This is a genomic window from Pseudomonas sp. MPR-R2A5 (assembly GCF_058793055.1).
The window spans coordinates 69,193-95,037 of record NZ_JBXAFK010000004.1 but is presented as its reverse complement, the minus strand read 5'-3'; the positions used below and the strand labels follow the sequence as shown (position 1 = coordinate 95,037).

The following is a 25,845-nucleotide window of genomic DNA, read 5'->3' as shown; positions in this document are numbered from 1 at the left end:
GTCGATGGACACCCGAAACAGCGCCGATACATCGTCAGGCATTGCCCGCGAAGTCAGTGTTGGCATGCAGCGTCAGTACCGCGAAGTCGAGCTGGCGGCGACCGCTTTGCACGAAATGAGTGCCAGCGCCCAGGAAGTGGCACGTCACTCCCACAGCGCCGCCAACGCAGCTACCACCGCAGAAAGCGCTAGCCGATCAGGCCAGGCGGTGTTCTCAACCGCCGAGCGCGGCATTGAGGCCCTTGATCAGCGCCTGGAAACCACCCTCCAACAAGTCAACGCGCTGGCCCATAGCAGCGCCCAGATCGGCCAGGTACTGGACGTCATCAGCGCCATCGCGCAGCAGACCAATCTGCTGGCGTTGAATGCAGCCATCGAAGCGGCCAGGGCCGGCGAACAGGGCCGTGGTTTCGCGGTGGTGGCCGACGAAGTCAGGCACCTGGCGAGTAACACCCAGAGCTCGGTCGAACAGGTACGCACGGTGATCGAAACCTTGCAACAGCTGAGCCAGGCTGTGGTGCACAGCACCCAACTAAGCCGCGAACAAGCCGGCGGCAGCGTGATCCAGGTACAACAAACCCGGGTGGCGCTGGAGAGCATTTCGAAGGCCGTGGATGTGATCGAACAGATGAATCAGCAGATCGCCAGCGCGGCACTGGAGCAAAGTGGCGTGATAGACGATATCAGCCATCGGGTCAGTGACATTCGTGGCATCAGCGAAACACTCGCCGGCCGGATGAACGAGGCGTCGAAGGCCAGTGATTTACTGCATCAAATGGCCAATCACCAGCAGCAACTGGTCAGGCACTTCCGCGTGTAAAGGGTATGCCGCCTGACTGAGCTACAGTGGCCGCCCTCCCATTCGCCTTCAATGAGCACCACCCATGACTTTTTCACGCCGCTGGCTGATCCTCGCGATTATTTCCAGCGCATTGCTGCTTATCGTCATCGACATGACGGTGCTCTACACCGCCCTGCCCACGCTGACCCGAGAGCTGAATGCTTCAGCCTCGGAAAAGCTCTGGATCGTCAACATCTATGCGCTGATCGCCGCTGGCCTGCTGCTGGGCATGGGGACACTCGGTGACCGTCTCGGGCACAAACGCCTGTTCATCGGCGGGCTCGGTGTGTTCGGCCTGTTCTCGCTGATGGCGGCGTTTTCAACCTCCGCCGCTGTATTGATCGGTGCACGTGGTTTCCTCGCAGTCGGCGCGTCGATGATGATGCCCGCCACGCTGGCGATCGTGCGGGTGACGTTCACCGACCCGCGTGAACAGGCCATGGCGTTCGGCATCTGGGCCTCGGTGGCGTCAGGCGGCGCGGCGTTCGGCCCGGTGATCGGCGGCCTGCTGCTGGAGCACTTCTGGTGGGGCTCGGTGTTCCTGATCAACGTGCCGATTGTGCTGGTCGCGTTGGTCGTCGGCGCGCTATTGATCCCGAATAACCCCGGGGATGCGAGCAAACGCTGGGACTGGCTGGGATCGCTGCAGGTGATGATCGGCTTGATCAGCGTAGCGTATGCGGTGAAGGAACTCGGCAAGCGCACGCCCTCTTTCGAAGGCATGCTGATCGCACTGGTGCTGGGCGCACTGTTCCTGACGTTATTCATTCGGCGCCAGCGCCGCGCGACCCAACCGATGCTCGACCTGGCGCTGTTCAGTTCCTCCGGTTTCAGGAACGCGGTGATTGCGGCGGTTGTGTCGGCTGCTGCGTTGATCGGCATGGAGCTGGTGTTCAGCCAACGCCTGCAACTGGTGCTGGGCCTGTCGCCACTGGAAGCGGCATTGTTCATCCTCCCGCTACCGCTGGGCTCGTTTATCTCCGGGCCGCTTGCCGGTTACTACCTGCCTCGCCTGGGGAACCAGCGGATGCTGTTCTGGACGCTGCTGCTATCCGCGGCGTCGATGCTGGCTTACCTGCTGTTGTATGAGGCGGCGGTGTACCTGCAACTGATCGTTCTTGGGCTGCTGGGGCTTACCATTGGCGCAGCACTGACGGCGTCGTCCAGCACCATCATGCTCAGCGTACCGGCCGATCAGGCCGGCATGGCCGCCTCCGTCGAGGAGGTGTCGTTTGAATTGGGCGGTGCCGTCGGTGTGACGCTGTCGGGCAGCCTGTTGTCGGCGATTTATGCGTACTCGGCGGGCCTGGCGATTCCAGCGTGGCTGAGCCGCAATCCCGCGACATTCGACAGTCTGGACGATGCGCTGGTGGTCGCCGAAACCTTGTCGCCCGAAGGCGCCGCGATGCTGCGCGCATTCGCCCGCTCGGCCTTCGATGCGGGCTTTGTTGCGGTGCTGGTGGCGTCGGCAGCGCTGCTTTTGATCGCAGCGCTGCTGGTCAAGCTGGGCCATCAACCACCGCGGGCCGCGCCTTAGAGCTTGTGGCTACCCAAGGCCAGGAACCGCTCTGGCGATGCCTTGCGCAGCCGCGCCGCGAGGAATACGCCGCCCAGCAAGGCCAATGGAATAATCGCGCAGAGACTGTAGGACAGCAATCGGCTGGCGCCGGTGAGCACGTCGAAATGCACCACGGCAAGGATCAGCACTGCCAACAGGGCCAGGCAAGAGAAACCGGGGAAAATCTGCCCACGCCAAACCCCGACCTTGAGCTGCGGTTGACCTCGGAAGTACATCAGCACCGCTGCCGAAGTGAGCGCCATCAGCAAAATCACGCAGAGCGTGGCCAGGTTGGACAGCCAGGCAAACAGTTGCAGGATCGGATCGGCATCCAGCGCAGCGAAAATCAGCACCACCACGGCCGAGATCAGGCTCTGCAACGCCGAGCCCATATGCGGGCTCTGGTGCACGCGGTGGGTCGTGCCTAACTGGCTGTGCAGCAAACCGTCACGGCCGATCGCATAGAAGTAGCGCGCGGCGGCGTTATGAAAGGCCAACAGCCCGGCGTAGATACTGACCATGAACAGGACGCGGATAATCTTTGTCAGGTGCGGGCCGACAAAGTGGTCGGACATGCCATAGATAAAGGTGGTCGGGTCCTGCAAGGCCTGCAGCATCGGCACGATTTTATCCGCGCCCACGCCCACCACCATCGACCACACCGACAATGCGTAGAACGCCCCAATCAGCAACACCGAGCAGTAAGTCGCAATCGGAATGGTGCGCTTGGGGTCCTTGGCCTCTTCGCCGTAGATGGTCGTGGCCTCGAAGCCGATAAAGGCAGCGAAACAGAACAGCAGGCCGATTGACGGCGTGCCACTGAACACATGGCTGCTGCTGAACGAGTCAAGGTTGATGCCGCTGTCGCCGCCGGACTTGAGGATGGCGAAGTCCAGGACCAGGATCGCCAGGTATTCGGCGATCACCATCACCGACAGCACCCGCGCTGACAGGTCAATCTTGCGATAGCCCAGGATCGCGATGCTCGCCATCGCCATCAGCGAGTAAGCCCACCAGGGCAACGCCAGGCCGAAGGCAGCCTCCATGGTGCCGCTGACCACCCCGCCGAACATCCCGTACAACCCGACCTGCAGGATGTTGTAGGCAAACATCGCCAGCACCGCGGCGGCACCGCCCGCCAGGCCACCCAGGCCTCGGGACGTGAACGCGTAAAAACCACCGGCATTGGTCACGTGGCGCGACATGGTGGTGTAACCCACCGAGAACGCCAGCAGCACCAGCAAGGCGAGGATCAGCAAGGCCGGGGTACCGGCGCCATTGCCCAGCATGATGCCAATGGGGAAGCCGCCGGCGATCACGCTCAGCGGGCTTGCCGCCGACACCACGAAGAAGATAATGAAGCCCACACCCAGGGCACCACGCTTGAGCTCCGTGGAGCTGTTGACCGGGTTAAATACACTCATGTTGTTGACCTTATTGTATGAGGCAGTCGCTTTAGGATCGGTGCAGCCGGCTACGCAGCGTCACCAAACAGCTTGTCGTTCTTATTGCACGCTGGCACTGATCCTATGCCTGCGCCGCAATGCCCCGATATCCCAAATCGGTAACTCAAGCACCCACAGCGAAGCTCCTGCGCATTCAGAGCTGATGACGCAGGCTATTTCAGGTCTTTCTAGCGTTGTTTGTCAGGCCCGCACACAACTCGTGATGGCGGCGCGGGCAGTCTGGGATGGCAATTCCGCGAACAGCTCTTGGTATTCCGCGGCAAAATGGCTCAGGTGATAAAAGCCCCACTGGGCCGCGGCATCGCCAATCGACAGCTCGCAGGCGCGGGTAGACATCAAGGCTCGACGGACACCGTTAAGCCTCACGGAGCGCAAGTAATTCAGTGGAGTGGTCTCGGCGACCGAGCGGAAGCTGTTCTGCACCGTGCGTCGGCTCACCTGAAGGCGTTGGCATAAATCGATCACGCTGGGCACATTGATCATTTCGCCGGTTGCCAGGCGGTGGCATTTCTCTACGATAAAACTGCGCGTGGAGCTGGGACTGCGCTGTTGCTTGTCGCAGGCTGGGTCGATCATCAGTTGCAACAACTCGCTGAGCATCGCCTGCTCCAACGCTGCCTCGCGCTCTTGATCCAGCGTGCTATCGAGATCTTCGTACACCAGTGCCTGGGAGAAAAGCGCCAGCAATCGGCGCCGGGCCTGTGCAAATCGCTGGGGAGAAACCCTGATCACCGGCTGGCGCAGCAACCGGTTGAGTTCCTTGGCCGAAGCGGTCTGCTCCAACGCCTCATCGAATAATTCACGCTCGAAGGTGATGGAAAGCAGCTCCATGCCCATCGGCATATGGAACATGAATTCCTCGCCGCCATGGAGAAAGAACAGGCTGCTGTCATCTACCTCGCGCCCCTGCATGCGAATCGATCCCGGGACGTTGATCGGCACGGCAAAGCACATCTTGCCTTTAGGCGCCACGCCGTTCTGTACCACGCGCTGGTTGATCTGTTCGAGAAACAGGTGGCAACCCGAGGTTGTCAGTTGCATGAGCGTGCTCTCAGCGCAGCCCGAGGTTAACTGGCTGTAGTCCTGGTTCCACTGCTGGATGGTGGCTGCATGGACATGGATATCGCGAAAATGGCTGATCGTTTGGTTTTTCATTGGGGCATGCCTCTACCAATATTTTTGTTTTTTTTAGATCGGCGATCCAATTGATAGTCGCACATCGCAAAAGTCCTGCAAATTGTTTATGTGCTGGAATGCAAGCAAACCATGTGCCGATTCGGGATACCGGCCTGGAACGCGCGCCGGAGATGATCGGCACACTTAAATAGACATTCCAGAGAGACCGTCATGAGTGAAGCCACATTTCAATCCCTGCACTTTGCAGATGCCCCGCAGATTATTTCCGGCGAACTGCCCGGCCCCAAGACCCGCGAAGCCCTGGCGCTGTCGGCGCGCACCGAGTCGATGGCGCGCGGCGGCGGACGTATGCCGGTGGCCATGGACCGTGCCTTCGGTGCGACCTTCAAAGACCCCGACGGCAACACCTACATCGACCTGTCCGCAGGCGTCGGTGTCAGCAGCGTGGGCCGCTGCCACCCCAAAGTGGTGCAAGCGATTCGCGAACAGTCCGAAGTGCTGATGCATGCCCTGGAAATCAACAGCACCCGGCGTACCGAGTTGGCTGCCAAGCTTTCCGAAATCGCGCCCGAGGGTTTGCGTGGCGACTGCGTTACCTTCTTCACGCAAAGCGGCAGTGATGCGTTGGAGGCGGCGATCAAGTTCGCCAAGCGCGTCACCGGGCGGCACCAGATCATCGCCTTCCACGGCGGCTACCACGGCGTGTGGCACGCTTCCGGTTCGCTGACCACCGGCACGGCCTACCGCAAGGGCTTTGGTGCCCAGATGGGTGGGGTGATTCACGCGCCCTACCCTTACGCCTACCGCTTCCCTTTCGACACCACCCACAAGAGCGCCGAGCAGATCGCTGGTGAGTACATCGACTATCTGTTGAACACCCCCTACACCGCGGCCGATGACGTGGCTGCCGTGATCGTGGAGCCGGTACAGGGCGAAGGCGGCTACGTGCCACCCTCTGCGGAGTTCCTGCAACTGCTGCGCAAGGCCTGCGACCGCAGCGGCACATTACTGATTGTCGATGAAGTGCAATCGGGTGCCGGTCGCACCGGCAAGATGTGGGCGGTCGAACATTCCGGCGTGAAGCCCGACATGCTCACCTTCGGCAAAGGCATCGGCAGCGACCTGCCCATGGCCGGCCTGATCATGCGCTCGGACCTGGCGGCGCAGATTCCCGACGGTTCCATGCCCAACACGTTCGCCGCCAACTCGTTGTCGGCCGCGGTGGCACTGACCAACATCAGCATCCTCCAGGACCCGGACCTTGACCTCCTCAACCGCGCCCACACCCTGGGCCTGGAGGCACAGGCGCATATTCGCGCCTTCAACAGCCCGTTGGTCGGCGAAGTGCGCGGGCGCGGCCTGATGATCGGTATCGAACTGATCGAAGACCCACTCACCAAGGCGCCCCTGGCGGGCGAGAAGATCGGCCAACTGATGGGCTACCTGCTCAACCACGGTGTGCTGATGATTCCATGTGGCCGCTACAGCAACGTCATGCGCGTCATGCCTTCGCTGACCATATCTCGCGAGCTGTTCTTCAAGGCCCTGGATATCTTCGGCGACGCCCTGGCTTCTCTCAAAGCATGACCTTGCCCATTACTCGAGGACCGCAATATGACTGAGCACTTGAATCATTTCATCGAAGGTGTGTCCTGCGAAGCCTTCGACCGTCGTCGTATCAACCTGGTCAACCCCGTGAATGAACAGGTGTACGGCAGCTCCGCGCGAGGCACCCGCGAGGATGTCGACCGTGCGGTGGCCGCTGCACGCCAGCAACTGGAACGCGGCGAGTGGAGCCAACTCGACGGCGCCGCGCGTGGCCGACTGTTGTCGAAACTGGCCGACCTGGTTGAGCGCGACACTGAACTGCTGGCCGATCTGGACGCCAACGCTATCGGCCGCTCCCCCATCGAGCCGCGCCGGATGGACCTGCCCAACGCGATCGCCAACCTGCGCGCCGCCGCGGGCTGGGCCAACCAGCTTGAAGGTCGCACCATTCCCACCGGGGGTTACTTCGGCACCAAAACCCTGTCTTACACGGTGCGCGAGCCGGTCGGCGTGGTGGGTGCCATCGTGCCCTGGAACTCGCCGTTGATGATCACGGTGTGGAAGCTCGCTGCGTTGCTGGCGGCGGGCTGTACCGTCGTGGTCAAGCCATCGGAAGAAACCCCGCAGTCGGCTCTGCACCTGGCGCTGCTGGCGCAGGAAGCGGGCTTCCCGGACGGCGTGATCAACGTGGTCACCGGCTACGGCAATGAAGTGGGGCGCGCCCTGTGCGAACACCCGGATATTGCCAAGATCAGCTTCACCGGCAGCCCCGAGGCTGGGCGTGAAATCCAGCGCACCGCCGGTGTGTTGTTCAAGCGCGTGGCCTTGGAATTGGGCGGCAAGAGCCCGCAGATTGTGTTCGATGATGCGTCCTTCGACGACGCCCTGCGCGGCTGTACCCTCGGCCTGTTCGCCAACCAGGGCCAGGTGTGTGCGGCCGGTTCGCGGATCCTGGTGCAACGCAGCCTCGCCGACCGTTTTGGTGCAGCGCTGGCCGAAGCCGCACAGGCAGTGAGCGTGGGCGACCCTCGCGAGCCCGGCGTACAGATGGGGCCGGTGGCCAAGAAGGCTCAATTCGATCGCGTCAACCGCTACATCCAACTGGGCATCGACCAAGGCGCCACGCTGCTGGCCGGCGGCGTCTCGGCACCCAAGCAGGGCTGGTTCGTACGTCCGACGATCTTCGCCAACGCCCGCAACGACATGGAAATCGCCCGGGATGAGATCTTCGGCCCCGTCGGCACGCTGATTACGTTCGACAGCGAAGACGAAGCGGTCGCCCTGGCCAACGACAGCAGCTACGGCCTGGCGGCCACGGTCTGGACCAGCGACCTGGTACGAGCGCACCGCGTTGCTGCGGCGGTGAAAGCTGGCGCCGTGGGCATCAACTGCTGGAGCCCATTGGACGCCAACCTGCCTTGGGGCGGCGTCAAGACCAGCGGTATCGGACGTGAAGGTGGGTTCAGCGGCGCGCTGGCCTACACCGAGGAGAAAGTCATCACCGTCCTCCTGCCCGCCTGAGCCTATTCGTTGTCCTGACCGAGCCACCCTCCAACGTTGAGGGTGGCCATTCAACCGTGCATCGATCCGTGGAGAACCTGACATGAACCCAATAGATCAACCGACAATCGATCGGTACCCGACCTCCCTGCGCGTGTTGCACTGGGTGCGTGCCGTGCTCGTGCTGGGCCTGCTCTGGGCCGGCTGGCATATGACCGGAATGAATGATGAGGTGGCGAGCAAATTCGAGCTGTATTACCCCTGGCACAAGTCCTTCGGGGTGTTGACGTTCCTGGTGGTCCTGACTCAGCTCGCCGTGCGCTTTCGCACCCCCAATTTGCCGCAGCCGCTGGAAACCCTGGCGGGCTATGAAAGGTTCCTGTCACGCCTGATTCAGCGCGCCATGTATGTGCTGTTGGTGATCGTGCCGTTGATGGGGTACTCCATGTCGAGCACGTTCACCATGAGCGACGGCGTGTTCTTTTTTGGGGTTAACCTGCCCGAGCTGTTGCCAAAGAATGACGATTGGTTCGTCGTGTTCCAATGGCTGCACAAAGTCCTCGCCTATAGCTTGCTTGTCCTGATCGTGCTGCATGTGGCGGGCGCCCTCAAGCATCGCTTCTACGACCGCGACCCGCGCAACGATGTGCTGCGCCGCATGCTCTGAATGGATGAGGCGTTGACGCAAAACGTCAACGCCTGCCTGGCCCCGCAACAGCCCTCAATGACAACTCAGAACGTCGCCCACACAATGAACTGCATGTACGTGTTGGTCGACGCGCTGCCGCTCTGCCCGCCCCCGTTGCCTAACCACTTCTCAGGCTTATAGAGGCCGATCAACGGCGAAAGCGTGATGTTATCCGTGACCATCCAATCCAGAAACAGGTCGACCTCCCGCGCCGCGAAGTCCCGTTCATTGCGACGGGACAGTTGGTGGTAGTCGAAGGCCATCGCGTTCAGGGTCAATTTCTCGGTGGGCCGGACAGAGAGCAGCACATCGTTGATCTGCATATTCGACGTCACTGAACCGGCGTAGTTGGACGCGACTTCACCCTGGTAGCGTTTGCGAAAGCCGCCCTGGAACAGGAAGTCCCACCCTTCGGAATAGCGCGAATAGCGATAACTGACCGTCGGCTGCCATCGCACATCGGTGAAGGTGTAGCCCGCGTCGAAGAACATCGCCCGCTGTGAACCGGAACGTTTTTCCTGGCGCGCCACCTCGAATGCGAAGTCGGCGTTCTCAATCCCGGCGTTGCCCTGCCCGCGAATGCTGTAGACATTCATGCCCTTGCGTTCAAGCCGATCTGCGAAGGCATATTTCTCATCCACATCCAGGCCGTGTATGTAGGTCGAACCGATCGAACCGATGGCGGTGGTGTAGTCGATAGTGCCCACTGCCAGTTCGGTCTTGGACTGCCCAGGGTTATCGGATTTCAACCATATCAAGCTGCCGTGCAGCCCTTCCTTGCCGCCCAGCTTCAGCACCGCCGTGTTGCCAAACGCCAGGCGTTGGCCAAGGTAAAAGGCGCCCCCCCTGTCGAACCGGCCATCGCGCACGCCCTCGATGGGGTTGAACGCCTTGCCTGGGTTGTAGCCATCATCGGTGATCAGGAAACCGTCCACCGTCACCAACTGGCGACCGAAAGAGAAATCCACACCGTCCTTGCCCAGGGCGGGCAGCAGGTCGCCTGATCTCCAGCCGAGGAAAGCATCTTCCACGTCGGTACGGCGCTCATTGCCCGCGGTGATCGCCCCTGCGTCCCCGTCGCCCCAGGTGCCGCTGCTGAGCAGGCTGAAACCGCCATAGACGGAGCCCGCGATGATCTTGTCGGTCGTGCCGTTGAGACCATATTTGGCGTAGCCCTCCTGCCAGCGCATGCTGCCGGGCTCTTTCTCCGGGTCACCGATGTAGTTACGAGTACTGCCAAACCAACCAAATGCGGCGCCCAGGTCGGCGTTCAAGACGGTTGCACCATCATCTTCGGTGTAGAGCGTGTAGGCATGTGCCTGCACGCCGACCGCACAGAGTGCAACCATCGACAATAAGGGTGCGTAGGGGGGAATGCGCATAACGTCTCTCCTGTTTTTATAGTTCTGAGGTAAAGCCCAAGTGTTTCGGCTTGGGCCGCCAACGCGGTAACCCAAATCAGCATCTGCAAGGGCCTGCGCGCCGATCTGTCGTTACGGGATACCTCATCCGCGCCAAGCGCCTGAAAACCTTCAACGGTTGCCGTTTTGGGATACGCCTCTGAACGCGAGCTCCCTATGCTCGGTTCATAAGAACCATAAAAAACGAGGCCCCCCGCCATGTCCCCTTTGTCACGCTTCCCGTTGCTCCGTCAGGGGCTTTGTCTTCTAACCCTGATCGGCTGCAGTGCCTTACCGCCTGTTGCCAGTGCCCACCATTCATTTGCGCTGTTCGACCAGACCCAGACGATCACGATCAAGGGTGTCGTCGAGCGCTTCGCCTGGACCAACCCCCACATCACGATTTACCTCGACGTTCCCGGCCCGCCGGCACAGCGCTACAAGATCGAGACGGGCAGCGTCAACGCGCTGCAACGCACGGGCTGGACGTCCAGCTCGGTCAAGGCTGGCGAAAGCGCCGAGGTGTCGTTCAAGCCGTTGAAAAGCGGCGAGCCGGGCGGGTTGCTGGTGGAGATCAAGATGGGTGACGTGGTGCTCTCGGGCGGCGGCTGAACGCAGCCCTTTCCGAATGCGGCAACACCAGAACTGGGCAAACCAGCAACGCGGAGACATTTCAATGAAACGAGCACGTTCTTCCAACACAGCCATGATCGTTCTGGGGGTGGTCCTCATGACGCTCTCCGGGATGAGCAGCGCCGCGACAGCCTCGAAAACCCAAGCCGACAAGCACAGCTCGGCCGCCCGGCCTGACATCAGCGGTACTTGGGAAAGAACCCCGGACGACTGGTTCGGCGAAAACCCCGACGACCCGGTACACCCCGGCGGTCCGATGGACCTCAAGGCGCCCTATGACGCCGAGTACGTCGAGCTCAAGAAGAAACAAGCCGTGGCCAACGCGGCCGGGAAGCCGATCGCCACCACCAGTTCAAGGTGCCTGCCCGAGGGTATGCCGACCATGATGGCGGCGCTCTTCCCGATCCAGATCATTCGCGATGACAAGCAAGTGATCATCCTCGGCGAGTACCTCCAGCAAGTGCGACGGATTCTCTTGAACCAGGCCATGCCGCCAACAGACAAGCTCGACCCCCTGTACCAAGGCCATTCGCGCGGCCACTGGGAGGGCGACACGCTGGTGGTCGAGACACAAAGCGTACGCACCGACGTGCGCTTCTATGACGTGCCCCACGGGCCGGCCATGAAGATCACCGAACGCATCCGGCTGCGCGGGCCGGATCGCTTGGAAAACCAGGTCCTGATCGAAGACCCGCAAGTACTCAACACCCCGTATCGCTTTACGTTTGAGTACAAGCGCTCCAACTACGCCATTCAAGAGTACGTGTGCGAGAACAATCAGATCGTGATCGACAGCGAGGGCAAAGCATCTCTGAGCCTTGAGTGATGACGCCTATCCAACCCCCTGCTGGAGCTTTACGAATGGAACGCCTGACCCCTATCAGCATCAGCGTCGTGCTATGGCTGTGCATCGCGGCGAACACGTTCGCCGAGGTGCCACGCATGCCCACGGCGATCGCGGTGCCGCCTTCCGACAAGGCGCCGCTGTCGTCGGCGACGCGCCCTGGCACCGAATACAGCGACCTCAACCACTACGGCTACATCGAGCAAGAGTACTACCTGCAAGGCGTCGCCCCGGCCATCACCGCCGCTGGCAAAACCCTGTTGGAAGCGCCTTACACCACGCGCATTCTGGTGCGCAAACCGGCGGACCCGGCACGTTTCAATGGCACGGTAGTGATCGAACCATTCAGTTGGTTCGGCGAACGTGCCGCCGGTTGGATCCTGACCCGCGACTATCTGCTGCGCCGCGGCTACGCATACGTCGGGTACACGCTGAATGTGAACAAGCCGGCGGTGGACCCCAAGTTCATCTCCGACACCCCAGAGGCCGAAGCCGAACAGATCGCCCAGTACGGACCGATCGTGAACTTCGAGTTCATGCGCCGCTTCGACTTTGCCCGCTACGCGCCGCTGGGCACCTATTACGACCCGGCACACTTCACGCGGGGCGCCGCGCCCGATCCGTTTGCGCCCCAGTCCCAGGGCATCGGTGCGCAACTGGCGCTGCTGCTTAAAACCAAAGGGGCACAGAGCCCTTTGGCGGGCCTGGATGTGCAGCGCGTCTATGTGAATAGCTGGGCCGTCACCGCGCAAGTCTGGATGGACTATCTCGACCAGGGCCGTCACCAGCAATGGCGCATGCCCGACGAAACACCGCTGATCGACGCCTACATGACCGGCCGCATGGCCTACGGGGAAGTAGGCGGCGACGTGATCCGCGTGCCCCGGCAGATGCCCGAAGGCGTGCCGTTCGTCACCGTCTACAGCCAGTCCGAATTGATGCATGACGTGATCGAAGGCATCCCCCTGCCCCCGGACACCGACTCCCCGCAGGTGCGCTACTACGAAGTCACCGGCATGCCCCACCTGCGTCTGGCCGACCTCGGCACGGAGCACACCGAGAAGCTCGCGGCCGATGTCGGCAAGGGCGACGACCCGCGCTGCCAGACGCTGTATGACGAACCGGTGGAACTGGTGGTCTCGGCGCTGCTGGATGGCATGGACCAGTGGGTACGCGACGGCAAGCCGATGCCCAACGCCCCGCGGGTGATACGCGACGGCAAGGCCGCTGCCCGTGCGCCCGCCACCGGCAACCTGCAAGGCGGCGTGCGCCCGCCGTGGATCCAAGTGCCAAGCGCCACCTACCTCACCGACCAAGAGACCGGCTGCGGGCTGATCTACGACACCAAGGTGCCTTACTCGAAGGAAGTGCTCGGCCGGCGTTATGGAAACTTCAGCCGCTATGCACAGAAGTTCGAAGACGCCAAAGCCGTTTCGATCCAGCAAGGGTACTTGCTACCGGAGGATGCGGCGGGTCTGCATCCGATCGCAAACCCTCAAGACTTCTAACCCATTGCAGGAGAAAAGCCGATGTCCTCTTCACTCATCATTGCCTGGATCTACGGGTCTCCCTTAAGCACCGCCATCCGCGACATCCTGTGGGTCATCCCCACGGTGCAGAGCATTCATATCATCGCCATCACCGTGCTCTTCGGCTCGGCGCTGATTTCCGATCTGCGCCTGGCGGGCGTGTTCGCCAGCGATGAGCCCTTGCGCGGCATCGTCCGCCGTTACTACCCCTGGATGCGCAATGCACTGATCGTCCTGTTGTGCACCGGGCTGGTGATGATCATCGCCGAGCCTGATCGGGTGCTCGTCAACTCGACGTTCTGGCTGAAGATGGTCCTCGTGGTGGCCGCGTTCAGCTTGACCTGGCTGCTTCGTCGCCCGCTGCTGCGGCGCCCCGCCGGCAACGTAGACAGTGACGACGCGCCGGGTTCCGTCAAGGCCTGTGCGTGGCTGTCGATCGGTTTGTGGTGCGTCGTGATCATCTGCGGCCGCTGGATCGCCTACACGATCTAAGCGTTTTCAACCAAAGTTCTCAGGTATTCTCCATGGATATTCAACCTCTGCTGCAAGCCGTCCAGGACACTCAGCTCGCGACGTTCATTCGCGAGTCAGGCTCGGTGTTCCCGATGCTGGAATCGGTGCATGTGATCGGCATCGCCATCGTCTACGGCACCATCGCTGTCGTGGACTTACGCCTGCTTGGCGTGACCGCCCACCGGCGCGGCGCGCTGAAACTGATCCAGGATCTGCTGCCGTACACCTGGGTCGCGTTCATGACCTGTGTGATCACTGGCCTGCTGATGTTCTGCGCCAATGGCACGACCTATGTGCAGAACACCGCGTTCCTTTTCAAAATGGGCCTGTTGATACTGGCGGGGATCAACATGGCAGTCTTCCATCTCGGGGCCTTTCGCCGAATTGCCGAATGGGACACGACACTGCCGCCTCCCCGCCAGGCGCGCGTGGCCGGCTTCAGCTCGTTGCTGTTGTGGGCGGGCGTGGTCTTCCTGGGCCGCTGGATCGCGTTCCTCTGATGGCGCGCCGCGACGCTGCAATCACGCAGGTGCGCCCACGCTCCAGCGGATGGGAGTCGCTGGCGTTGGTGCTGGCGACCCTGGCCGTCATCGCCGGCGTGGCAGGCTATGTGCTGCTGCGCCCCGAAAGAGTTGGCCCGCCCACCCCGTTGAGCTGGCAGGTGCGCTCCTTCGATGGCTTGGGCGCGGTCGATCAGGCCATACACAGCGCGTTGTTACCGGCCGGTGAAGAAATCATCTGGAACAACAACGATACCGGCGGCTGGGTCACCCTGGAGCAGGCGCAGACGCTGTTGCTGCCGCCCTTCTACCGGGATGCCTTCTGGAAAACCAATGGCGAGGTGCACTGGCAATTGATCCTGCCTGGCTCCCACCTGGCCCATACAGGTGGCCATGACGATGATGCCGCTGAGGCGAACCCGCCCGTCAACGCTGTGTCCCAGGCCACCCTGGGGCAAGGTGCAACGGTGTACTACGGCTCTGGCGGCCATGCACCGGGCCAGAGCGCCTACCTGCTGGTCATCGGTCACGCCCATGCGGGGGTGATGTGGGCCAACCAAGCGACGATCTGGGTCCACCGTGACCCGAACGCGCCCTACCCCGCCATCGTCAAGCCCGAATCCCTGGTCGGCGAGGGTTGGCGCCAAGTCATCCCGTACGACGGTGCCAGTGAAATCGAACGCGTAAAAGGAACCCAGCCATGACTGTTTCTACGAAACACCGCGCCTTGTGGCGCCGTTGTATCGCGCTGCTGGTGTTGATACCCGCCATCGCGCTTGCCGGCCCTGCCTTCGCCTCGGCAAAGAAGCTCAAGATCGGCATCACCCTGCATCCCTACTACAGCTTCGTGAGCAATATCGTCGGTGATCGGGCCGAGGTCGTTGCGCTGATCCCCGCAGAGGCTAACCCGCACAACTACCAGCCGCAGCCCGACGACATTACCCGCGCGATGAATATCGATGTGCTGGTGGTCAACGGCATCGGTCACGATGAATGGGCCTTCCAGATCATCAAGGCTGCCGGCCGCACGCAAACGCTGCCGATTATCCAGGCGAATGCCACGGTGGCGCTGATTCCCATCGGTGGCGACCAGGAAGGGGTCAAGGTGGTCAACCCGCACACCTTCGTGTCCACCACGGCAGCGATACAGCAGGTGTTCGAGATCGCTCGCCGGCTGGGAGAGCTGGACCCGGACAACGCTGCGGTGTATCGAAAAAATGCCCTGGCGTATGCGGGCCGTATCCGCGAGCTACGCGCAGGCTTCATGACGCGCTTCGCCGCGCTGGACCTGTCTTCGTTCCGCTGTGCGACGACCCATGCGGGCTACGACTACATGATGCAGGAGTTCGGCCTGTTCGTAAGCGCCGTGATCGAGCCGCGCCACGGCGTCGCGCCGACGGCACGCCAGTTGGCCAACACCATCGAGGCGATCAAGAAGGCCAACGTCAAAGTGCTGTTCGCCGAGAAAAACTTCTCCCTCGACTTGGCCAAACCCATCGAAGCCGCCACCGGCGTGAAGGTGTTCGCCCTGTCCCACATCACCGGCGATACCTACAGCGCGGACGAGTTTGAGGTGGCGATGCGCGAAAACCTCGAAACCCTGGCGCAAGCCGTCGAGTTTACGAAGCAATGAATGCGCTAAAGGAGGAATACGCGATGCGCGGCCCCGCCATTGTGTTCGACAACGTCTCCCTGCAACTGGGAGGTACACAGGTGCTCGATCAGGTGAGCTTGCGCATAGAAGCCGGCGCCTTGCATTGCCTGGTAGGCCCCAACGGCGGAGGCAAGACCTCACTGGTGCGTGCGCTGCTGGGCCAGATGCCGCATTCGGGGACGATCCGCTTCGAGGGTGAATGCGTCACGCCCCTGGGGTATGTCCCGCAACTGCCGGACTTCGACCGCAACGTGCCGATGACGGTCAACGATCTCATGGCCCTGTTGGGCCAACGTCGGCCCGCCTTCTTCGGCGCAAGCCGCGCCGCCAAGGCGGCCCATGTCGAGGCCCTGGCGCGTACCGGTATGGCGGGGATGGGGAAAAAGCCGTTTGGCAGCCTGTCCGGCGGCCAGCGTCAGCGCGTGCTGCTGGCCCAGGCCATAAGCCCGATGCCCTGGCTGTTGATCCTCGATGAACCCACCGCCGGGATCGACGAGGCCGGCGTGCGCCTGGTGGAGACACTGGTAGCGGAGCTGAACAGCCGTGGGGTGACCATCCTGTGGATCAACCACGACCTCGAACAGGTCAAGCGTATCGCGCAGTCCGTCACCCTTATCAACCAGCGGGTGCTGTTTCACGGCCCCGCCGATCAGATCGACAGCCGACTGGAGGCCATTCGATGAATGCCTTTTACGATTTCATTCGCGACCATCTCCAGGCGCTCGCCGCGACTCACGTGTTGCCGCAGCCGTTCGAATACGAGTTCGTGATCAATGCGTTGATGTGCTCAGTGCTGATCGGACCGTTGCTGGGTGTGCTGGGCTCGATGGTGATGATCAAGCGGATGGCGTTCTTCAGTCAGTCCGTGGGCAATGCGGCGATGACCGGCGTGGCCATTGGCGTGCTGATCGGTGAGTCCTATACCTCGCCCTACTTCTCGATGTTCGGCTTCTGCCTGCTGTTCGCGCTGACCCTCAAGTACACCCAACACCGCACCACCCTGGCGAATGACACGCTGATCGGTGTGTTCCTCTCCATCTCCCTGGCGGTCGGCGCTTCATTGCTGCTGTTCGTGTCGGCAAAAATCAACACACACGTCATGGAAGGTGTGCTGTTCGGCTCGATCCTGGCCGTCGACCACACCGACATGAACGTACTGCTGGGCGTGACAGTGATTTGCACGCTGATCGGCCTGCCGCTGTACAACGGCATGTTGCTCTCCAGCCTGAATCCGAGCCTGGCCCACGCACGCGGCGTAAAGGTGCGCAGCGTCGAATACCTGTTCGTGGTGCTGGTCACCCTGGTAACGGTCGCCTGCTTGAAGATCATCGGCGCCGTACTGGTAGAGGCCTTGCTGCTGATACCGGCAGCAGCGGCCCGCAACATCAGCCACTCACTGCCAGGCCTGGTCAGCTGGACCGTGGTCATTGCGACCTTTTCCTGTGTGGTCGGCATTCTGGCACCGATGCAGTTCCATATCCCCGTACCCACGGGCGGCGCCATTGTGATCGTCGCGGCCTTGGTGTTTGCGTTCACCACCCTCATCCGAGGCACCGCGCCGCAGTTCAAAGGGGCCAGCGTATGACACGGTTCAACTCATCCATGCGCCGTGGGCTGGCGCTGCTGGCATTGCTGTTGGGCGGCGCGCCGTCGGCGTTTGCGCAGGTCGGCCAGCAACAAGTGCTGGTCGCCCTGCCGGCGGTGTATGCGCTCACCGCTGCACTCGGTCAAGGCACACACATCGAGGTCGTGCGTGTGCCGATGGACGCCGCCGTGCCCATGGAAAGCCAGGCCAACGCGCTGTCACGCCTGGAGCCGGCCGTCTTCGAGAAGGCCGTCGCCGTGGTCACCCTGAGCAGCCTGTGGCGTGCTGATCCGCTGTATGCGACGGCCCGGCGCCACAACCTGCGCATCGTCGAGATCGATGCGTCGCACTCATGGGACAGCTTCAAGCCCGGCGTGGCCGTGACCCGCATGCCTTCGAACGATGTGCCCTGGGCGGGAGCCCGCGATGGCGACGGCGGCCCGTCACCCTACGCCTGGCTGGGCCCGGTCAATGCCATGCGCATGTCGGCGTTGATTGCGGCCGACCTGGCGCGCCTTTCCCCCCCTGATGCGCCGCAGATCGAGCGCAACCTCGCCGCACTCGACGACCGCTTGCGCCAGCTGAAGGCCGACTACGGTGACCGCCTGTTGAAGGTGCCGGACCTGCGCGTGCTGTCGCTGGCCAGCGAGCCGGTCTACCTGTTCGGCGAGTTTGGCGTGTATGTGGACGGCTGGTTCGTGCGCCAGGACATCGACTGGACCGACGCCGACCTTGCGGCCCTGACCCACTACCTGCGCGAGCGGGATATCCACGTGGTGGTCCATAAGTGGGCGCCTGACGCCAGGATTGCCCAGGCCATCAAGGACGGCGGCGCACGCCTGCTGATCCTGGATATCGGCAACCCGGGCATGCTTGCCAACGCAGCCAACGGCTACGAAGCGCTGCTGAGTTCCAACCTGGATGCCTTGCTGGCGGCCTTCGCGCCGGCCGGCGCTCCCGCGGCTGGCGTTCAAGCCGCGACGCCGCAGTGATCAACGTCGACCCTGGAGACTCAAGCCTGATGAAAACCCGAGATCTGGCCCACCCGCTACTGCTGGCAGGTGCCCTGCTGTTCTGCCAGGCCGCCTTGGCCCACGGCCCCGTTTTCGACTGCTATATCGAGCACGACGACTGGGTGAAGTGTGAAGCCGGCTACACCGACGGCAGTTCCGCCGTGGGCCGCAAAATCCATGTCCAGGACACCAGCAACAAGGTGTTGATAGAAGGCACTGTCGGTAACGACAACAGCTTTACGTTCCAGGCCCCCACCGGCGTCTACTCCGTGGAGTTTCTCGGGGGGGAGAACCATGGCGCCACGATCCAATCCTCTGACATAACCAAGTGAAAACCACCATGCCCATCAAACGACTCCTGCTTCACACCCTCGCCGCCGCGACCCTCGGTTGCATGGCCGGTGCCGCACAAGCCCATTTCCAGATGCTGTACGTGGACGAAACGGCGCTGCCGCGCGCGGACAACCTGGAATTCGCCATCGTATTCACCCACCCGTTCTCTGCCGGGCCGACGATGAACATGGGGCAGCCCCTCGTCTTCAGCCAGGTCAGCGCTCACGGCGGGGAGAAAATCGACCTGCGTAAATACCTGCGACCCGTGCAGTGGCAGAGCCGCGATAATCAGGCGAACGCCTATCGTGCATCGATTCCACGGGAATTGGTGCGCTCCCTGGGGGACCATGTCTTTGTTCTTGAACCCGAGCCCTACCTGGAAACCGCCGAAGACGTGTATATCCAGCAGTTCACCAAGCTGATCGTGAACGTCGGTGGCGTACCCGGCAACTGGTCGGAACCGCAAGGCCTGCCGGTTGAAATCCAACCCTTGAACAAGCCCTATGCCAACTGGACCGGCGGCGTGTTCCGCGCCTTGGTGCTGGCCGACGGCGAGCCCGTGCCGTTCGCCGAGATCGAAATCGAATACCTCAACCATGCGGTCGATATCAAAGGCAACGCCTTCGGCCAGCAGGACTATGTCACGGCCCCCCAAGCCTCGTTCAAATCCCTGAGTACCTATTCGGATGCCCAGGGCGTCGTCACCATCGGCCTTCCCCGTGCCGGCTGGTGGGGAATTGCAGCGCTGAACATTGGTAAGACTAAAACCTATAAAGGCAAGCACCTCTCCCAGGACGCGGTGCTGTGGGTGCAGGCCAAGGATATGAAATAACCTGCTCCAGGGCGGGGCTCCTTGACGGCGCCCTGTCCTGCCTGCCGCCCGTGATGCACCTCCAGCATCGCCCCTCGTATTGCGCTGCAACCGTATTCAAATCCAACCACCATCAGAGCTTCTGGGTAAGGTTGCTCAGCATCCCGTCAGCCGCCTTGATCACCTTGGCGTTCATTTCGTATGCACGCTGCGTCGTGATCATGTTGACCATTTCTTCAACCGTGCTGACGTTGGACGTTTCCAGGCTGTTTTGCAAAAGGGTGCCCAACCCCGCCAGGCCAGGCGTACCGACCTGCGGGGCCGAGCTGGCCGCTGTTTCGAGAAACAGATTGCCGCCGATCGCCTGCAGCCCCGCCGGATTGATGAAGTCAGCCGTTTGAATATTGCCGATGACCTGGGTCGCCGGGTTCCCGGCCACACTGATGGAGACCGTGCCATCGCGGCCAACCGTGAAGGTCTGGGCGTTGGCTGGAACCACAATGGCAGGCTCAAGCGCAAAGCCGTTCGCATTCACGATGCGGCCATTGGCGTCCAGGTGGAACGTGCCGTCGCGCGTATAGGAAGTCGTGCCATCCGGTTGCTGGATCTGGAAAAAACCGCGACCGTTGATCGCCATATCCAAGGGTTGCCCGGTGGCCTGCAGACCGCCCGCCGAGAAGTTTTTCTGCGTGCCCACAATGCGTACGCCGGTGCCCGTTTGCAGGCCGGAGGGCAACTCGCTGTTTTGTGTGGACGCTGCACCGGGCTGTCGATGAGTCTGGTACAGCAGGTCCTGAAACTCAGCGCGGTCACGCTTGAAGCCTGTTGTCGAGACATTCGCAAGGTTATTGGAAATTGTAGTGAGGTTGGTGTCTTGGGCGGACAGACCCGTCTTGGCTACGTAAAGGGCTGGAAGCATGTTGACTCCTGAGCGCGCGACTCAGCGCACACTACCTGGCTGATTGATGGGGATTGAGAACGGCACGACGGGTGAGCGAGTTACTTCATCTGGATAACGGTCTGGAGCAATTTGTTCTGGGTCGTCAGGGTCTTTGCATTCGCCTGATAATTGCGTTGCGCTTGGATCAGGTTGACCAATTCATTGGTCAAATCGACGTTGGACGCCTCCAGCGAGTTGGACACGATTACCCCCGCAGAGCCCGCCCCAGGCGCGTCGATTCCGGGAAGGCCCGAAGCGAATGTCTCCTTCCATCGCGTTCCACCCGCAGGTTGCAAGCCCTGCTCATTGGTGAAACTGGCCAGTGCCACTTGGCCAATCGCCTTGGTTTGCCCGTTGCTGAAATTCGCATTCATGATGCCGGTGGCGTCGATCGTCAGGCCGCTGATCTGCCCGCTGGGATAACCGTCCTGCGCCGGCGCCGTATGAGTAGACGCGGCCGCGAACGAAGTGGTCTTGCCAAAATCAAGCGCTATGCCCGGCACGGCCCCGCGAGCGCCGTTAAGGCTCCAGCTCGGTGGATGACCGCTGGCGTTGTTCATCACGCCGGGTCGCCACCCCGTCAACGTCAGCGTGTTTCCGGTTTTGCTCCAGCCTGTCCCCGCCGTCAGCGAGCCGAGGGTGCCGTTGGCGTTAAACGTGAGGTCGGCTTTGAGGCCCACGGGGGGTTGCTGAACAGGATCTGCCGGACTGCGCCCGTCGATGAAGGTGTGTACCGTCCATGAGTTGGCGAGCGGAAGTTTGACGTAATACTGTTCCATGGCGTGCCTGTTGCCTTGTGAGTCATAGACAGGCGTGGCGACCATGTGGTTGTAGCTGTTGGGATCTGCGGGATTAAATGTCGCCACGCTGGGGAGGCGTTGCGCTGAGTTCAGATTCACGGTCTGTTCGACACGCGTGGTGGCGTGAGGTGCAAGGTGGGACTTGTCGATCTTCAGATCAGCCAGCGCACCCTTGGCGATATTGCCGTTGAGATCCGCGCCATAGCCTTGAAGACGGTGGCCGGTGTTGTCGACCACAACGTTCTCGGCATTGACCTTGAACGCACCCGCCCGTGAGTAACTCAGTGATCCATTGTCGCCCAGCACAAAAAAACCGCTCCCTCGAATGCTGAGATCAAGGGCGTTACCGGTATTTTTGAGGTCGCCTTGGTTGAACTGCTGGGAGACATTCGCCAGGCGCACGCCCCGGCCTATCGCACTGCTGACCGTCCCCAGCAGTGTTGTTGAATAGACATCGGCGAATTCAGCACGGGACGATTTGAACCCCGTGGTTGCCACGTTCGCGATGTTGTTGCCAGCCACGTCCAGTTGCTTATTGGCTGCGTTAATACCGCTAAGACCGTTAGTGAAAGACATGAGCCACTCCTCTGTGTAAGGAGCGATTGTACGGATGGGGTGTGGAGACTCGGCTGAGTGCGTGTGGAGGAACGGTGGAGATCAGACGCCGAGCCAGATCATCCAGCAGCCAGCGACCGCCTTTGCCCAAGGCACGATGTGCAGGTGTGCGGTGTAGGTCTGCACGCCGTTATCCGCCTGGCCCCAGCCCTATCAAAGGGTAAATCCTGGAAATCACCCGCCTCGTGGCCTCTTCGATCGTTCCTTCATTGCGGCATAAAACCCAGTCGTTATCGGCCATCGCGCGTTCAAACGCCTGGGTACAGGCACTATGTTCTTCCAGTGTCTGGGTCACTGTACTGCCCAGCCCACGCCGTCGCGCGGCTGCCCTGCCCCATGAAATCTCGGGGGCGGTGACAACGCCGACATGCAGGTCTGGCACTCGCACGTTTCGATCGATGTTCAATTGCAGGATATGTGCAAACGGGATTATCCGGCGAAACGCGGCATCGGAGGGGTACCAGCGGTCTATCAAAATGATGCTGCCTGGCGGCTGTTTATCCAGCACGTGCTGGGAGATCCAGGCACGGCTATCAGCAAAGCGCTCACACACCTCCCATTCCAGATCCCGGTTGGGGTCCCTGACGAGTTGGTTGACGAGGGCCATTGTTTCACCCCTGGAGGGATCGCTTTTTTTCTCGCACAGGCGGATGACCTTTTGGTTGTCTGCCCTCAGTACTTTCGTCACGGCCTCCAGCAACGTGGTTTTGCCGGCGCCCTTGGGGCCATCGAGAGAAACAAACAGCGGACGATTCATTCTTCACATATCGATAGCGGCATGGATGACCACTCTAACCTTGTTTCCGGCGAAGGGGTCTCAAATCAAGCTGGAGCTGCGCGCAATAGTTTAGAAATCTCTGAACTATCTTTTTGCGCTGCCCTATTCTTTTCGCTCCTCGCCCTTCCCTATCATCGACGCCAATAAAGGAGCCCTCCCCTAGAGATGCGGCCCGAAGTTTGCCTTTTCTGATAGTCACTGCCGTTTGTCGTGCGTTTCGGTTTGCGCCGCAACGCCGCTGTGTCAATCACACGAAGGATTCTTTGGGGCACATCGATGAAACTGGAAATATTCCGCACGCTGTGGGGCTACACCGCAAGCAAGGCGCAAGCGCTCGAGGAGTTGCTTGAGGCCGGTTTCGATGGCATGGAAGCTCGCCTGCCCATGACCGCCAGCGAGCGTGCCGAGTTCGCAGCCTTTCTACGCGCTAACCATGTCAGCTATATCAGCACCGTCTTCAGCGCCTACGACGTCCTGCCGGAACAATCGGCGAGTGTCGACGAACACCTCCTGGACCTGGATAAGAAGCTCAGTTGGGCCGCCGAGTTGTCGCCGCGCTTCGTCAACCTCCTGGCGGGCAACGACCGCTGGCCACTGGCACAGCAAGTCGACTTCTTTGGCCGCGCCATGGACCTCGCACGCAAGCACGACCAGGTGTGCGCCTTTGAAACCCATCGCGCTCGCTCGTTGTTCAACCCGTGGGTCACCCTCGAGCTGATTCGTCAACTGCCGGACCTGCGCTTCACCAGTGACATCAGTCATTGGGTGGTCACCTGCGAGCGCCTGCTCAATGATCCGTTCGACGACCTCAGCGCCTTCGTCGAACGCGTTCACCACATTCAGGCCCGGGTCGGTTATGACCAAGGGCCGCAAGTGCCCCACCCCGCCGCCCCCGAGTACGGCCCAGCGCTGGCCTTCCATCAGCAACATTGGGAGGCCGTCTGGCGCGCCCAGGAACTCCGCGGCTATCAAATCAGCACGCTGACACCCGAGTTCGGTGCCGACGGCTATCTGCATCACCTGCCCTTCACCAATGTACCGGTAGCCGATCTGTGGTCGCTGAACGTGTGGATGGCAAACACCGAGCGCGAGCATTTCCGGCGTTTCACCTGCGCCTCAACCCGATAAGGAGCGTTCCCTCATGCCTGACAAAACGCCCAAGAGCGCCAACTTCAGCCGCATTCCGGTGGTGGACATCGCCGGGCTTTACAGCGACGACATCACACAACGCCAGGCGGTCGCCGAAGAACTCGGTAACGCCGCCCGCGCGGTGGGTTTTCTGTACATCAAGAACCACGGCATCGCGTCGTCACTGATCGACGGCTTGCGCCACGCGGCGAAGGCGCTGTTTGCGCAATCGCTTGAGTACAAGATGCAGCATTACATCGGCACTTCCCGCAGCCACAAGGGGTTTGTGCCTGAAGGTGAAGAGGTCTATGCCAAAGGCAAACCGGATCACAAGGAGGCCTTCGATATCGGTTTTGAAGTGGGCGAAGACGATCCGCTGGTCATTGCCGGAACGCCGTTGATCGGCGCCAATGAATGGCCCGACCTGCCGGGTTTCCGCCCCGCGGTCGAAGCGTATTACGCAGCGGTGTTCGCATTAGGTCGTCGCCTGTTCAAGGGCTTTGCACTCGCATTGGGCCTGGAAGAAGACTATTTCGACGCGTTGGTCACGCGCCCACCGTCGAAGCTGCGGCTGATTCATTACCCATTTGATACGGCGGCACAAGACGCGCCAGGCATTGGTGCGCATACCGACTATGAGTGTTTCACCATTTTGCTCGCCGACAAGCCAGGCCTCGAAGTGATGAACGATCAGGGGCAATGGATTGATGCGCCGCCCGTAGACGGTGCGTTTGTGGTCAATATCGGCGACATGCTGGAGGTCATGACCGCGGGGACGTTCGTCGCCACGGCTCACCGAGTGCGCAGCGTCAGCGAGGAGCGCTACTCCTTTCCACTGTTCTACGCGTGCGACTTCCACACCCAGATCAAGCCGCTGCCGCAATTTCTGGCGGGGGGTGAGGATTACGAGGAAATCACCATCGGCGAACACATGTTCGGCCAAGCGTTGCAGACCTATCAGTACCTGCGCCGCAAAGTCGAACGCGGCGAACTCAAGCTGTATGAGAAGGCACGCAAGCCCTCCAGCTTCGGCCACCTGAAGAACCAGGCGCAGAACGCGTCCTGATGCAACCCTCGACCGGTTCCAACAACCCTGTTTTAAAACCCGCCCAGTCCTACTTTACCGACGTGGAGTCATCGATGATGCGCAATCCAATGAATAATGTTGTTCGCTTGACCCTGCTTGCCGTCGCAATCCTGGGTTCGACTGGCGCCCATGCGGCGACCACGGTGACGCCCGGCGTACTCAAGGTCGGCATGGAGATCACCTATCCGCCCTTCGAGTCCTACGACGAACATAAAAACGTCGTCGGCTCCGACCCCGAACTTGCGCACTTGCTCGCCAAGCACCTGGACCTCAAGGCTGACTTCGTTGACACCAAGTTTTCCAACCTGATCCTCAGCCTGAACGCCGGTCACTACGATGCGATCATCTCCGGCATGTACATCACTCCCCAGCGGCAGACTCAAGCGCAAACCATCGCATACGCCAAGACCGGTGCCGCAATCATGGTGCTGAAGGACAGCCCACTGAAACCGAAAGTACCGGAAGACCTTTGTGGCCTGAAAGTCGGCCTGGAAAAAGGCACCACGTGGGTGGCGCAGTTCAACACACTCTCGACTGACTACTGCACCCCGAATAACAAGGGCGCGATTATGGTCAGCGAATTCCCGTCCGCCCCTGAAGTGACCCAAGCACTGCTCTCCGGCAATGTGCAGGCTCAGGTAGAGATCGACGGCGCTGCCGGCATGATCGCAGAACGTACCAAGGGCCGCGTGGTCGTCAGCACCGAGCACTCGATCTACCAACAGACGCTGGGTATCTACGTCAAGAAAGGCAACGACGCGCTCTATCAGGCACTGCTCAAGGCCTTCGATGCGACGAAAGCGTCGGGGGAATACGCCGCCCTGTTGAAGAAATACAACCTGGAAGCACCGACTAACTGACTCAGTACAGCCATGGCCTTCTGTAGGAGCGAGGGGGACGCCTAGTTCCTACAGAAGGCCATGGCTGACTGGCATTGGGGTAAA

The 25,845-nt window shown here is 61.2% G+C and carries 26 protein-coding genes; 20 read left to right on the top strand and 6 right to left on the bottom strand.

Going from position 1 to position 25,845, the window contains the following annotated elements; translation table 11 throughout:
- Window positions 1–4 precede the first annotated feature (4 nt).
- Together AC1Q6I_RS04450 and AC1Q6I_RS04445 are read left to right on the top strand one after the other, a co-directional pair.
- Entirely contained in the window at window positions 5–820 is an 816-nt protein-coding gene (locus tag AC1Q6I_RS04450) for a methyl-accepting chemotaxis protein (RefSeq protein WP_404943039.1), read from the top strand.
- A 64-nt stretch (window positions 821–884) separates the two neighbouring features.
- Complete coding sequence (locus AC1Q6I_RS04445) at window positions 885–2,378, top strand: MFS transporter (protein ID WP_069076068.1); 1,494 nt, start codon at window positions 885–887, stop codon at window positions 2,376–2,378.
- On the opposite strand, the gene AC1Q6I_RS04440 is transcribed toward AC1Q6I_RS04445, so the two are convergent.
- Window positions 2,375–3,823, bottom strand: a complete 1,449-nt coding sequence (locus tag AC1Q6I_RS04440; protein ID WP_102623357.1) for an APC family permease — start codon at window positions 3,821–3,823, stop codon at window positions 2,375–2,377. The genes AC1Q6I_RS04445 and AC1Q6I_RS04440 overlap by 4 nt on opposite strands.
- Before the next feature lie 222 nt (window positions 3,824–4,045).
- Complete coding sequence (locus AC1Q6I_RS04435) at window positions 4,046–5,020, bottom strand: helix-turn-helix domain-containing protein (protein WP_024075468.1); 975 nt, start codon at window positions 5,018–5,020, stop codon at window positions 4,046–4,048.
- Between the two features lie 192 nt (window positions 5,021–5,212).
- Here AC1Q6I_RS04435 and AC1Q6I_RS04430 point away from each other — a divergent pair, with 192 nt between their 5' ends.
- The 3 genes from AC1Q6I_RS04430 (at window position 5,213) to AC1Q6I_RS04420 (ending at window position 8,717) form a co-directional block, all read left to right on the top strand.
- Window positions 5,213–6,589: an aspartate aminotransferase family protein gene (locus AC1Q6I_RS04430; RefSeq protein WP_102623356.1), complete on the top strand. Its 1,377-nt coding sequence runs from the start codon at window positions 5,213–5,215 to the stop codon at window positions 6,587–6,589.
- Window positions 6,590–6,616: 27 nt separating this feature from the next.
- Complete coding sequence (locus AC1Q6I_RS04425) at window positions 6,617–8,071, top strand: aldehyde dehydrogenase family protein (protein ID WP_024075470.1); 1,455 nt, start codon at window positions 6,617–6,619, stop codon at window positions 8,069–8,071.
- An 82-nt stretch (window positions 8,072–8,153) separates the two neighbouring features.
- Window positions 8,154–8,717: a cytochrome b gene (locus AC1Q6I_RS04420; RefSeq protein ID WP_024075471.1), complete on the top strand. Its 564-nt coding sequence runs from the start codon at window positions 8,154–8,156 to the stop codon at window positions 8,715–8,717.
- A gap of 65 nt (window positions 8,718–8,782) precedes the next feature.
- Here AC1Q6I_RS04420 and AC1Q6I_RS04415 read toward each other — a convergent pair whose 3' ends face one another.
- Entirely contained in the window at window positions 8,783–10,120 is a 1,338-nt protein-coding gene (locus AC1Q6I_RS04415) for an alginate export family protein (protein ID WP_069076114.1), read from the bottom strand.
- 237 nt (window positions 10,121–10,357) lie between these two features.
- Here AC1Q6I_RS04415 and AC1Q6I_RS04410 point away from each other — a divergent pair, with 237 nt between their 5' ends.
- From AC1Q6I_RS04410 to AC1Q6I_RS04355, 12 genes are all read left to right on the top strand, one after another.
- The gene (locus AC1Q6I_RS04410; RefSeq protein ID WP_069076113.1) at window positions 10,358–10,750 is read left to right on the top strand and encodes a DUF6152 family protein; all 393 of its coding nucleotides are present in this window, start codon (window positions 10,358–10,360) and stop codon (window positions 10,748–10,750) included.
- Window positions 10,751–10,814: 64 nt separating this feature from the next.
- Window positions 10,815–11,597, top strand: a complete 783-nt coding sequence (locus AC1Q6I_RS04405; protein ID WP_069076112.1) for a hypothetical protein — start codon at window positions 10,815–10,817, stop codon at window positions 11,595–11,597.
- 35 nt (window positions 11,598–11,632) lie between these two features.
- Window positions 11,633–13,123: an alpha/beta hydrolase domain-containing protein gene (locus tag AC1Q6I_RS04400; protein WP_081329199.1), complete on the top strand. Its 1,491-nt coding sequence runs from the start codon at window positions 11,633–11,635 to the stop codon at window positions 13,121–13,123.
- 21 nt (window positions 13,124–13,144) lie between these two features.
- A complete protein-coding gene (locus tag AC1Q6I_RS04395) occupies window positions 13,145–13,636 on the top strand; it encodes a DUF6644 family protein (RefSeq protein ID WP_069076111.1) in 492 nt (163 codons plus the stop codon).
- Between the two features lie 32 nt (window positions 13,637–13,668).
- Complete coding sequence (locus AC1Q6I_RS04390) at window positions 13,669–14,157, top strand: DUF6644 family protein (RefSeq protein ID WP_069076110.1); 489 nt, start codon at window positions 13,669–13,671, stop codon at window positions 14,155–14,157.
- Window positions 14,157–14,861, top strand: coding sequence for a DUF6162 family protein (locus tag AC1Q6I_RS04385; RefSeq protein ID WP_102623355.1), 705 nt, complete (start codon window positions 14,157–14,159; stop codon window positions 14,859–14,861). Before AC1Q6I_RS04390 ends, AC1Q6I_RS04385 begins: the two co-directional genes overlap by 1 nt.
- On the top strand, window positions 14,858–15,790 hold the full coding sequence (locus AC1Q6I_RS04380) for a metal ABC transporter solute-binding protein, Zn/Mn family (RefSeq protein WP_069076108.1): 933 nt from the start codon (window positions 14,858–14,860) through the stop codon (window positions 15,788–15,790). Before AC1Q6I_RS04385 ends, AC1Q6I_RS04380 begins: the two co-directional genes overlap by 4 nt.
- A gap of 23 nt (window positions 15,791–15,813) precedes the next feature.
- Window positions 15,814–16,494, top strand: coding sequence for a metal ABC transporter ATP-binding protein (locus tag AC1Q6I_RS04375; RefSeq protein ID WP_223817865.1), 681 nt, complete (start codon window positions 15,814–15,816; stop codon window positions 16,492–16,494).
- Window positions 16,491–17,396, top strand: a complete 906-nt coding sequence (locus AC1Q6I_RS04370) for a metal ABC transporter permease (protein ID WP_069076106.1) — start codon at window positions 16,491–16,493, stop codon at window positions 17,394–17,396. The genes AC1Q6I_RS04375 and AC1Q6I_RS04370 overlap by 4 nt, the downstream gene beginning before the upstream one ends.
- Window positions 17,393–18,388 (top strand): metal ABC transporter solute-binding protein, Zn/Mn family, encoded by a 996-nt coding sequence (locus tag AC1Q6I_RS04365; protein ID WP_256581232.1) that lies wholly within the window; start codon window positions 17,393–17,395, stop codon window positions 18,386–18,388. The genes AC1Q6I_RS04370 and AC1Q6I_RS04365 overlap by 4 nt, the downstream gene beginning before the upstream one ends.
- A 29-nt stretch (window positions 18,389–18,417) precedes the next feature.
- Window positions 18,418–18,741, top strand: a complete 324-nt coding sequence (locus AC1Q6I_RS04360) for a hypothetical protein (RefSeq protein ID WP_069076105.1) — start codon at window positions 18,418–18,420, stop codon at window positions 18,739–18,741.
- Between the two features lie 8 nt (window positions 18,742–18,749).
- Window positions 18,750–19,574, top strand: coding sequence for a DUF4198 domain-containing protein (locus AC1Q6I_RS04355; RefSeq protein ID WP_069077404.1), 825 nt, complete (start codon window positions 18,750–18,752; stop codon window positions 19,572–19,574).
- A 112-nt stretch (window positions 19,575–19,686) separates the two neighbouring features.
- Here AC1Q6I_RS04355 and flgG read toward each other — a convergent pair whose 3' ends face one another.
- From flgG to AC1Q6I_RS04340, 3 genes are all read right to left on the bottom strand, one after another.
- Window positions 19,687–20,472 (bottom strand): flagellar basal-body rod protein FlgG, encoded by a 786-nt coding sequence (gene flgG / locus AC1Q6I_RS04350; RefSeq protein WP_024075475.1) that lies wholly within the window; start codon window positions 20,470–20,472, stop codon window positions 19,687–19,689.
- A gap of 80 nt (window positions 20,473–20,552) precedes the next feature.
- Window positions 20,553–21,869, bottom strand: coding sequence for a flagellar hook protein FlgE (gene flgE / locus AC1Q6I_RS04345; protein ID WP_102623353.1), 1,317 nt, complete (start codon window positions 21,867–21,869; stop codon window positions 20,553–20,555).
- A 169-nt stretch (window positions 21,870–22,038) separates the two neighbouring features.
- On the bottom strand, window positions 22,039–22,665 hold the full coding sequence (locus AC1Q6I_RS04340; RefSeq protein WP_102623352.1) for a dTMP kinase: 627 nt from the start codon (window positions 22,663–22,665) through the stop codon (window positions 22,039–22,041).
- A 297-nt stretch (window positions 22,666–22,962) separates the two neighbouring features.
- Between AC1Q6I_RS04340 and AC1Q6I_RS04335 the strand changes: the two genes are divergently transcribed.
- The 3 genes from AC1Q6I_RS04335 to AC1Q6I_RS04325 all read left to right on the top strand — a co-directional run bounded on the left by AC1Q6I_RS04335 (window position 22,963) and on the right by AC1Q6I_RS04325 (window position 25,761).
- Window positions 22,963–23,814: a sugar phosphate isomerase/epimerase family protein gene (locus AC1Q6I_RS04335; protein ID WP_024075478.1), complete on the top strand. Its 852-nt coding sequence runs from the start codon at window positions 22,963–22,965 to the stop codon at window positions 23,812–23,814.
- A gap of 13 nt (window positions 23,815–23,827) precedes the next feature.
- Window positions 23,828–24,880, top strand: coding sequence for an isopenicillin N synthase family dioxygenase (locus tag AC1Q6I_RS04330; protein ID WP_102623351.1), 1,053 nt, complete (start codon window positions 23,828–23,830; stop codon window positions 24,878–24,880).
- Between the two features lie 77 nt (window positions 24,881–24,957).
- A complete protein-coding gene (locus AC1Q6I_RS04325; RefSeq protein ID WP_102623401.1) occupies window positions 24,958–25,761 on the top strand; it encodes an ABC transporter substrate-binding protein in 804 nt (267 codons plus the stop codon).
- Window positions 25,762–25,845 lie beyond the last annotated feature (84 nt).